Source organism: Streptomyces sp. NPDC057654 (assembly GCF_042800135.1).
Lineage (GTDB): Bacteria > Actinomycetota > Actinomycetes > Streptomycetales > Streptomycetaceae > Streptomyces.
In genome coordinates, this window is the sequence record NZ_JBHVHQ010001130.1 from 1 (window position 1) to 2,238 (window position 2,238).

The window sequence follows — 2,238 nt, forward strand, 5'->3', positions numbered from 1 at the left end:
GAGCCGCCCGTCCGGCTCGTACGGGCGGCGCTGACGCCCGCGGGCGCGCCGGGGCCGCAGCCGCCGACGGCCCCCTGCGACATCCCGGTCGGCTATCCGGAGGGCCACCCGGCGCTGCTGGCGGTCGAGCGCTGCGGCTCGGTGCGCTCCAGCGCGTCGGGCGACTCGGACGCCGCCGCCGCGCTGTGGGCGGCGGCCCGCAAATGGCCGGACGGCACGGCGCATGCCCTGAGCGTCGTGCTGCGCAGCAGGGGCCGCACGCTGGGCGCCGCCACCTTCCTGCGGGGCCCGTCCCGCCGCCCGTTCGACCGCGTGGACGCCACGTACGCGGAGGACGTGGCGGCCCGCGTCGCCGCGTCGGTGGACCTGGCGGCGGTGGTACGGGCGTGAGGGCGCGTTACGGGCACGGGCGCGGGCCCGGCGCTCAGTGGCGGTAGAAGATCCGGTCGCCGTACTCCGTCATGATCCGGCCGTTCCACTCGTGGCCGCCGTCGACGTTGCCGGAGCGCAGCATCGGCGGGTCGATGCCGCGGGCGGCGAGGTTTCCGGCGGCGGCGGCCATGACGGCCTGGATCAGGGCGCTGGTGACGACGGTGGAGGCGGGGGCGAAGGGGGCGCTGATGCCCTCGGCGGTGAGTTCGGCGTCGCCGAGTGCGATCTTGGTGTCGAGGACGAGGTCGCAGTGGTCCTTGAGGTACGTGCCGGAGACGTGCCGGGACCTGGTCTCGGCGGCGTACGCGACCGACGTCACCCCGACGACCTTCAGGCCGAGGGCGCGGGCGTTGAGGGCCATCTCGACGGGCAGGGAGTTGCGGCCGGAGAGGGAGATGACGACGAGGACGTCGCCGGGGCGGGCGGGGCTGGTGTCGAGGACGGCCCCGGCGAGCCCGTCGACGCGCTCCAGGGCGCTGCCGAGGGTGGCGGGCATGACGTTGACGCCGACGACGCCGGGGACGGCGAGGAGGTTCATGAGGGCGAGGCCGCCGGCCCGGTAGACGACGTCCTGTGCGGGGAGCGAGGAGTGGCCGGCGCCGAAGACGAAGAGGCGTCCGCCGTCGGCGACGGTGTCCGCGAGGAGGGCGCCGGCGGCGCCGATGGGCCCGGCCTCCTCGTCGCGGACCTTCGCCAGCAGCTCGATGGCGGCGTCGAAGTACTGCCCGGCGAGCGCGGCCCCGGCCGGCTCGGACCCGTTGGACCTGTCGGGCCGGTTGGACTCGTCGGGCCGGTTGGACTCGTCGGACCCGTTCGCCGCGGCACGCGTGGCAGCACTCATCGCAGCAGGAGCCTTTCCGTCGGTGCGTACTCTGGTGGCGCGGATCACGTTGCGGTCTGGACCAGTGCCCTGTCAATACAGCCCGCGGACTGGCGCGGGAGCACGCCCGTGATGCCGCTGTGACGCCCCTCATGGCCTCGGCGCCGTCGTGCGCGGTCGACTAACGGCACCGTTGTCAGTGGGATGCGTCAGAATTGAGTTCAGGGCCACCGCACGACGGATCGAGGGACACCCATGTCCGGACTGATCGACACCACGGAGATGTATCTCCGCACCATCCTTGAGCTGGAGGAGGAGGGTGTGGTCCCGATGCGCGCCCGAATCGCGGAACGGCTCGACCAGAGCGGGCCGACGGTCAGCCAGACGGTCGCGCGCATGGAGCGCGACGGCCTGGTCACGGTCGCCGGGGACCGCCATCTGGAGCTGACGGAGGAGGGCCGGCGGCTGGCGACGCGCGTGATGCGCAAGCACCGGCTCGCCGAGTGCCTGCTCGTCGACGTGATCGGGCTGGAGTGGGAGCAGGTGCACGCGGAGGCGTGCCGCTGGGAGCACGTGATGAGCGAGGCGGTGGAGCGGCGCGTGCTGGAACTGCTGCGCCATCCCACGGAGTCGCCGTACGGCAACCCCATCCCGGGCCTGGAGGAGCTGGGCGAGAAGGCCGAGGCCGACCCGTTCCTCAACGACGGCATGGTCAGCCTGATGGAGCTGGAGCCGGGCGCCGGCGGCAAGACCGTGGTGGTGCGGCGGATCGGCGAGCCCATCCAGATGGACGCGCAGCTGATGTACACGCTGCGCCGCGCCGGGGTGCAGCCGGGCGCGGTGGTGAGCGTGACGGAGTCGGCCGGCGGGGTGCTGGTCGGCAGCAGCGGCGAGGCGGCGGAGCTGGAGGCGGACATCGCCTCGCACGTCTTCGTGGCCAAGCGCTGACGCGGACTTCCCCTCGGCTCTGCCGGGCGCCTTCGCGG

2 protein-coding genes and 1 pseudogene are annotated in these 2,238 nt (G+C 73.8%); 2 read left to right on the plus strand and 1 reads right to left on the minus strand.

Annotated features, from left to right (window positions below; genetic code table 11):
• Positions 1-390 (plus strand): annotated as a pseudogene (locus ACFU99_RS41250) (diguanylate cyclase); the annotation flags it as partial.
• A 34-nt stretch (positions 391-424) separates the two neighbouring features.
• Here the strand turns inward: ACFU99_RS41250 and ACFU99_RS41255 are convergent.
• Positions 425-1,273 (minus strand): SIS domain-containing protein, encoded by an 849-nt coding sequence (locus tag ACFU99_RS41255; RefSeq protein WP_384403228.1) that lies wholly within the window; start codon positions 1,271-1,273, stop codon positions 425-427.
• Positions 1,274-1,507: 234 nt separating this feature from the next.
• Between ACFU99_RS41255 and ACFU99_RS41260 the strand changes: the two genes are divergently transcribed.
• Complete coding sequence (locus tag ACFU99_RS41260) at positions 1,508-2,200, plus strand: metal-dependent transcriptional regulator (protein ID WP_363131608.1); 693 nt, start codon at positions 1,508-1,510, stop codon at positions 2,198-2,200.
• The last annotated feature ends 38 nt before the right edge of the window (positions 2,201-2,238 follow it).

Excerpts from the sequence above, each read along its gene's own strand:
- ACFU99_RS41260 (WP_363131608.1), top strand. The coding sequence starts at position 1,508 with ATGTCCGGACTGATCGACACCACGGAGATGTATCTCCGCACCATCCTT.
- ACFU99_RS41255 (WP_384403228.1), bottom strand. The coding sequence starts at position 1,273 with ATGAGTGCTGCCACGCGTGCCGCGGCGAACGGGTCCGACGAGTCCAAC.